This is a genomic window from Methanosarcina sp. 1.H.T.1A.1 (assembly GCF_000979295.1).
GTDB lineage: Archaea > Halobacteriota > Methanosarcinia > Methanosarcinales > Methanosarcinaceae > Methanosarcina.
In genome coordinates, this window is record NZ_JJQY01000063.1 from 1 (window position 1) to 6,918 (window position 6,918).

The 6,918-nt window shown below is 33.8% G+C and carries 5 protein-coding genes; 2 read left to right on the forward strand and 3 right to left on the reverse strand.

Features of this window, described 5'->3' with window-relative positions; translation table 11 throughout:
- The first annotated feature begins 461 nt into the window (after positions 1–461).
- Entirely contained in the window at positions 462–1,697 is a 1,236-nt protein-coding gene (locus tag EO95_RS16715; protein ID WP_052733524.1) for a tetratricopeptide repeat protein, read from the forward strand.
- A gap of 198 nt (positions 1,698–1,895) precedes the next feature.
- Here EO95_RS16715 and EO95_RS06385 read toward each other — a convergent pair whose 3' ends face one another.
- Positions 1,896–3,371 (reverse strand): DUF4041 domain-containing protein, encoded by a 1,476-nt coding sequence (locus EO95_RS06385; RefSeq protein ID WP_156164001.1) that lies wholly within the window; start codon positions 3,369–3,371, stop codon positions 1,896–1,898.
- 159 nt (positions 3,372–3,530) lie between these two features.
- Between EO95_RS06385 and EO95_RS06390 the strand changes: the two genes are divergently transcribed.
- Positions 3,531–3,965: a hypothetical protein gene (locus tag EO95_RS06390; RefSeq protein ID WP_156164002.1), complete on the forward strand. Its 435-nt coding sequence runs from the start codon at positions 3,531–3,533 to the stop codon at positions 3,963–3,965.
- Between the two features lie 23 nt (positions 3,966–3,988).
- Here EO95_RS06390 and EO95_RS06395 read toward each other — a convergent pair whose 3' ends face one another.
- Both EO95_RS06395 and EO95_RS06400 read right to left on the reverse strand, forming a co-directional pair.
- Entirely contained in the window at positions 3,989–4,474 is a 486-nt protein-coding gene (locus tag EO95_RS06395) for a TIR domain-containing protein (RefSeq protein WP_048133328.1), read from the reverse strand.
- A 345-nt stretch (positions 4,475–4,819) separates the two neighbouring features.
- Positions 4,820–5,875 carry an IS5-like element ISMets1 family transposase gene (locus EO95_RS06400; RefSeq protein ID WP_048133331.1) on the reverse strand — a complete coding sequence of 352 codons (1,056 nt, stop codon included), beginning with the start codon at positions 5,873–5,875 and terminating at the stop codon, positions 4,820–4,822.
- Positions 5,876–6,918: the final 1,043 nt, after the last annotated feature.

The following is a 6,918-nucleotide window of genomic DNA, read 5'->3' on the forward strand; positions in this document are numbered from 1 at the left end:
GGTTCGGTTAACTAACCGGGAGATTCTAGTCCGGGGCGGCCTGAATAATAATTTCCGCTTATTCCTGTCCCGCGCCCGGGTGCGGATGAGGCCGGCCGGCTTAGAGTAATGAAAATTAAAACGCAGGTAGCGCTCACGGTTGATTTTTTGAGCAAAAATACTGCTGGCCTGGCTGGCTTGAAATTCTGAATCTTGAAATCTGCCCCTTACAACTCTACTCTCTATCTCACGTCGTTTTTGTCACGCTCGACGCAGGAGAGCGGTCTTTCAAAAAAGTGAAAAAAGACCAGAATAAATCCTCAATTTTGTCCTTATCAGAACCGGATAAACTAAAAATGTCTCTGTTTCTAAAACTCTCGCGGTATTTTCTAAGAATAATTTAACAATCACCTAATTTTTATCCATTAAAGAAGAGATAAGTTCTTAAGCTCTTGCTTTTTAAATGAAATGGGTGTTTTAATTTGGAATCTGATGACTATTATTCTTTAAAAAATAAAGGCATTAGTTTTATCAATCGAGGACTATATAAAGAAGCTATTGAGTGGTTTGATCGAGCCCTTAAAATTAAATCTGACGACTCCAATTCTTTGAGAAATAAAGGTATTTCTTTAGTCTGGTTAGAACGATATAAAGAAGCCATTGAGTGCTATGATAAAGCCCTTAAAGTCAAACCTGATGACTACGAATCTTTGAGAAATAAGGGCATTGCTTTATTCTGGCTGGAAAAATACGAAGAAGCTATTAAGTGCTATGATAGAGCCCTTAAAATCAAACCAGATGACTACGATTCTTTGAGAAACAAAGGTATTGCTTTATTCCAATTGAAAAGATACAAAGAAGCTATTGAATGCTATGATCGTGCTCTTAAATTTAAACCAAGTGACTATGATTCTTTGAGAGAGAAAGGTGTTTCTTTAAGCAATATGGGTATGTATAAAGAGGCTGTTAAGTCGTTAGATAAAGCTCTTAAAGTCAAACCTGATGACTACAATTCTCTAAGACACAAAGGTGTTTCGTTACTTTGGTTGAAACTATATAAAGAAGCTGTTGAGTGCTATGATCTAGCTCTTAAATTCAAACCTGATGACTACGATTCTTTGAAGGGCAAAAGCATTGCTTTAGGTTCTCTAGGAATGTATAAAGAGGCTATCGAGTCGCTAGATCAAGTCCTTAGAATCAAACCTGATGACTACCAATGTTTAAAAAATAAAGACAATATTTTGGAAAAAATGAGAAACGATAGAGATATTAAAATCGAAATGGAATATGTAAATAAATCAAAACAAGATGATTTTAAATACGACATAGCTTTGTCATTTGCTGGAGAAAATCGGGAAGTAGTAGAACAAATAGCAAAAAAGCTAGCTGAAAATAATATTCAAGTCTTTTATGATGAGTTTGAGAAAACAAAGTTGTGGGGAAAGAGATTATCAACACATTTCCAAAAAACATATGGAGAAAATACTTGTTTTGTATTAGTGTTTGTTTCTAAAGAGTATTCATTAAGAGACTGGACAAACTTTGAATTTTCTATCGCACGAGGCGAAGCAAAAGTTAGAGGGACTGAGTTTATTTTGCCTGTTAGATTGGATGACACGCTTCTATTCGGTTTACCTGATGACATGGCCTACTTAGATTTTGATACAGAAGGAATTGATGGTATAGTTAGCGCAGTTATAGACAAACTAAAGGATTAATACATTAGTTTTAAGGTAAAACCTATTCATTTTTCAGTTTCAACTGAAACTATAAAATCTTTTTAACCTGAAATTGAGTAACATGTGATTATTAGATTTGGGAAAGTCAAATATCTACAAAGAATATGCCTCTATAACTGCGGAAGCATATTCTAAGCTATAATTGAATTGATCCCTTAAGATAATAACTTACTTCCATCATATTGTAAGAGGAAATTCAGTTTGAATTTGTTCAGCAATTTTACTACTCATTTTTACATTTTCGCGAAGCTTTAGAGTTTCCTTATACTGCTTTGCTTCGGCCATCTTTGTGAATTCAATTTTTCCATGCAACTCTTTGACCGCTGTCTCAATCTCTTGAAGGGAAACATTGTAAAACTCTTTTCGGCTATTAACTAAATTCAAACCTTTTTCTTCAAAACGCCTATGTAATTTAGCTTCTAGTTCAGGAGCATTTTCAGAATGGATTAAGGCATGTACATCAAATTCAAAAGGAACGGCGACCTCAAATTCTCGTATCCTATCTCTAGGCACCTGCCTTCGTGTCATTCCAATTTTATATACATCTTCCCCGAAAGAACCAATATTTGAAATTACGTAAACGTATCCACTTTTTGTCACTTGGGCAAGTGAGATAACTCTTCTTTTTTCCTGAGCTTCTTTAAGTTGCTTTTCGAGATTTAAGATTTTATCGTTCAGTTGCGTTACTTCTTCGCTTTTTGCCGTTTCAATTTCTTTTAGGGCTTCATCTAGGGCTTTTTGATATTGTTTTTCTTCATTTTCTGCCGCTTTATTTGCAGCCTCAAATTCTTTTATCGCTTTTTCCTCTTCTTTCATCTGCTCTTTTACTAATCTTTGCTCTTCTTTTTCTTGATACAATTTTTCCTGACGTTCATGAACAAGATGTAATTCTTCCAGTTTCAAACTAAAATACTTATTTGTGATTTTTATATCCAAAGGAGCGATCAGCTTATTGATTTGCTCATACGCTCTTTCAATCCTTTCCTCCATCTTTGATACGTTATTCCATTTTACTTTTAGTACAGCAGCATCACACTCTCCATTGAAGGCGCTCAATGCAAGTTTCTGATTCCGGGCGATCATTTCTGCCCCTTTCTTTTTATCGCCTTCAACAACCCATTCTTTTGAGCATACAGAAGCTACCTTATCTTTTATGAGCTGTTTTTGACGTTGATGATTAGTCAGTATCCGTTTTTGATATTCGCTGGAAGTATCAAAGTCAAAGTGAGGTTTGTATAACCCATAAGAAATAATCTCTAAGTTTTCTTCGAGTGAGTTGATCTCACTTAATAATTTGTCGTATAAAGCTCGTTTGTTTTTGTAGTCTAAAGCAATCTCATTGGTTTTAGCCTGTATTTCGTTCAATTTCTGATTTTCTCTGTTTATCTCTGATTGTATATCCGTGAGGTCTTTGAAATCCTTTAACGTTTTCTCATATGCCTCTCTTCTGTTTTTGTAATCAGCATCAGTTTCACTAATTTTAGTTTGAATTTCTTCTAATTTTCGATTTTCTTTTGAGATTTCAGAATCAATATCCGTAACATTTTTAAAGCGTTCATGTAATTTTTTATATTTCGATTTTTGTTTAATGTAATAATATACAACTATGATTAACAAAAATAAAAGGAAAAACGTTAAATCCGTCAGTGTCACCCTCTAACTTATTTGGTTTTGCAAATATTGTTACAAGTCCAAACACTATAGATGTTATAAAAGTAATTCGAAATCTCTCATCGGTTTGAAGGGTGCTACCTTTCACCTGTGTTATTTTTTATAAATAGGTATAAATTGCTATGATTCAATATTTGCCTGATGGAAGAGAGAAAAATGACTGAGGAGGACGGTAGTCTCAAAGAGTATATGCTAAAAGAAGTTGACTTAATTCAAAATATTATAAAAAGAATGGCTTCTAATTCATTCATGATAAAAGGATGGACAATTACTCTTGTAGTTGTAACCCTATTGCTTAAGGATGATAATAATAAGATTCTAATCGGATACATCCCTTTGATTGTTTTTTGGTACTTGGATTCATATTTCTTACGGCAAGAGAGAATGTATAGAAAATTATATAATTGGGTTATTAAAAACAGACTTAATACGGATGAGTATCTTCTTGATATGAATGCTTATAGATTTTCATCTGAAGTAAATTCTACAATTCATACGATGTTTTCGAAAACTATATTTTGGTTTTATGGGTCAATATTCCTTTTGCTAACCGTATTTATAATCTATTTTAGTTAAAGAACAATTTGTTAGGTGATTTACTATCTACCTTGTGTTGCCGCTGCTTCAACCCATTTTGGAAAATTATTGTATCCATCTTCTTTAGTCCAATTGTAGATTTGATATCTGTTTGGAATGGGGACTTTTTTTCCATATTTATCTACCATACAAGTTTCAAATGGATTCTTTCCTTGAAGGTCGACTTCTCCGTTTTGATCTTTCAGATCATTTATACGTATCCCTATGATGCCGTTTCCTTTTTTGTAACTTTGTTCTATTTCATACTGCACATATTTCCTCTCACTAGTCTCTTTGCCAATTAGAACAACTGTTACAGACGTGCCTCTTAATTGGTTATCAATCCAATTTTTTACGGCTTTATCCCCTTTCTTTTTGACTTCTTCCCAAGCTACAGCATCCATATAACCTCTTGCGTTTCTTTCTTTTGTTACTCCACAATTTCGAATTTGTGCAGCTCTCCAAGCATCTCCTCCATAGTGAAAACTAAAAAAGACTTTTCTCGACATAACTTATTTCTCTCTCAAGTACCTTGGTTATAGTTAAAGAGGTACGTTTTGTATATTTTCTAGACTCTTTCTGGAACTGTTAGAATACTATCACTAAGAATTTATTCTTTCAACAGTTCACCTAAACATATATAAGTTTTAGAGATATAAATATTTTTTAAACCATCTTAGATAAAAAACATTGATTGATTGTATTCAAATATGATATTAAAAGAAATTATCTGACTTTTCGAAACCGCCTACTTTCAAACCATCTTTATTTTTGATTCCTATCCTCTCTGCAATTCTATGAGCTGTTAACTATTCTCATCGGTTCATTTCATAATTAGCCCCCTCTTTACTTCGTTACTCAGAGAAAGCTTGTAATTCCTTCCTTTCTTTAATGCCGTAATTTACAGTTATCCCCACTAAAAGTACAGCTAAAGAGCAGTACTTTTGGACAGAACTCCTCGTATATCTGTGCAAATCCTCCATAGAGTATGCTTTCTTCGCCAATTTGAATATATCTTCTATGATTGATCTCACAGGTCTGAACTCTTTCCATTTGCTAATTAACTCTTTAAATTTTGCAATTATTTCTTTGTAGATTTTTATTTCTTTTTCAGTGTCTCTTCTTGAATCAAATATTTTCAGAGGATATCTCAGCATATTGAAAAGTTTCTTAAAATTACAGTTTTTCCTTGGGAAAATTAAAGGTACCGCCCTGAACTCTCTGACAGATATAACGTAGTTTTCGTAAGAATAGTATCCTCTATCAGCATAAACAATGTCTCCTGCTTTTAATATTCTCCGTCTTTTGAGTTCTTTAAGTATTTCGGGATAAATTTTAGTTTCTGGTACATTTGCTTCATTAATCAGAAACGCTAAAGGTTTCAATGTTTTAGATTCAAGTGCAAGAGTTAGTTTCATGCCAATGAAGAATCCTCTGTGTGTTGAGTGACCCCACTTGTATTCTTTGTTTTCCAGGCTTTTTTTGGTAATCTTTTTTGCATGCCAATTCAGGTTAAGATTTATGTCAGTACTGTCAAGGATAATGCCTCTTGATCCGTTTTGTCTCTCAGGGCATAATTCGTTCAAGAGTTCAAAAACAAAATAAGTAAACTGGTTTGGTTCATATTTACTCAGAACGCCATAAATTTCATTTTCAGTTGGTACTGAACTGATTTTTAAAAAGTTTCTCAAGCTTTCCCTTTCTTTTAATTCTCTGATAGAATAGGAAATTTCACAGGAAAAAAACATGCTCAAGAGTACAATTTTAATAGCAGGCACTGATTTCGGGAGGGGCAGAATGCCCCTCCTTGTGAGAATTTGCCTGCAAGATCTCAGATCAAAAACGTTTAATATTTCGGATAACAATTTCCATTTGAAATCTTCGTTTAGTGGTATAAGCGGAGCTTTCATAATATATCGCCAGAGGAGGATTGTACGTCCTCCTCAATAAAATTTACGGTTTCTTAAGGTCTTAATTAGATTTTAGATCAAAAATAAGATGTACTTTTTTTGGGGAAACTATTCTCTGGCTTAATTGGCAGAAAAAATGGAAAATAAGTTCCAGTTAAAGAGTGAGTTTAAGAGGACCCTATTTCATAATCGGTGAAAGAAAGACTTTGATAATGCATAAGAGATGTTTTTGGATCGTGTCTCTGCCTACTGTATATGCTATATTCAGGAATTTCACAATTCAACATCCAGGACTCAATTGTTTTTTTTGGAGTTTTATTCCCGACTTTCGGGCTTATCTCTGCTTTTTGCGACCATCTGGACAAGTCTCTATTCCAGGAGCTTCTCTCAGGTGGTCTTTTTCCATCTAAAAATTGCTTAAATATATAATGAAATGTTGAAGACCCTTTGATGATGAAACGCTTACATAATTGTTTAAAGGCAGAGTTGTCACGCCTACAGTACGCAATGATGTTACAGTAAAAGAGAATGTTATTCAAAGCAAAGAGCCCGCAATCAAAATCCTAAACCCCTTAGAAGGGTTATCAGAGAAAAGAGATACAAACAGCATTCAAATTTTAACCACTTATAATGACTCTGATTTAGTCGCTGATCTGTTAGACAGAAATAAAACCTCTTGAATTTTCATCATCAAATTTGGTGAGAATCTTCAGGATATGTAATGCAAGAAGAAGCCCAGAGGCGCTGAATCTACTGTATCCCCCAATACAGTCTCTTCGAATATTATGCTCCCCCAAGCAAATTAATTCGAAGAAGAATCAGCGACCTCCAGGAGGTTCTTTTATTTTGATGATACCCCTTTATTCCCCAACTCCAGTACATAATTAAGAGTATAAATTATATTAAATTAATTATACAAAAAATTGTTTTCAAGCAAAAAATAGTTTGACGTAAAAAGTTTCAAGCTCATTATAGCTCTTTTCTTAAGTAGGACTTACGCATTTGAAGTACAAAATTAAGCACTTTCGGCTTTGTGACTAAGT